Below are 379 nucleotides of genomic sequence, written 5' to 3' on the forward strand. Positions count from 1 at the left end.
GGCCGGCCCTGCACAGCGCCGGCGACTGGCTCGGGCGCACGGTCAACCTCGCCGCCCGGCTGTGTGCGGTGGCGCCGCCGTGGACCGTGCTGGCCACGCCGGAGGTCCGCGTCGCGTGCGGCGACCGCCTCGACTGGGAGGATGCCGGCGCCTACGAGCTGCGCGGCATCGGCGAGCCGGTGCCCGCCCTGCGCGCCTTCACCACTCCTGCTCCGTCGGCCGGATCATGATCTCGTTGACGGCCACGCGCCACGGCCGCGTGACGATGTACTCGATGGCGTCCGCGATGTCGCCGGCCTCCAGCCGCTCGACGCCCTCGAAGCGCTTGCGCGCCGCCTCCACGCCCTCCGGCCCCATCTGCTCGACGAGCTCGGTGATC

2 pseudogenes are annotated in these 379 nt (G+C 74.9%); one reads left to right on the top strand and one right to left on the bottom strand.

The window, feature by feature from the left end:
* Positions 1–230 (top strand): annotated as a pseudogene (locus I6F37_RS45165) (hypothetical protein); the annotation flags it as partial.
* On the opposite strand, the pseudogene I6F37_RS45170 reads toward I6F37_RS45165, so the two are convergent.
* A pseudogene (locus I6F37_RS45170) lies at positions 199–379 on the bottom strand (oxidoreductase); the annotation flags it as partial. The pseudogenes I6F37_RS45165 and I6F37_RS45170 sit on opposite strands and share 32 nt — an antisense overlap.

The organism is Bradyrhizobium sp. NBAIM08 (assembly GCF_020193935.1).
Classification (GTDB): Bacteria; Pseudomonadota; Alphaproteobacteria; order Rhizobiales; family Xanthobacteraceae; genus Bradyrhizobium; species Bradyrhizobium yuanmingense.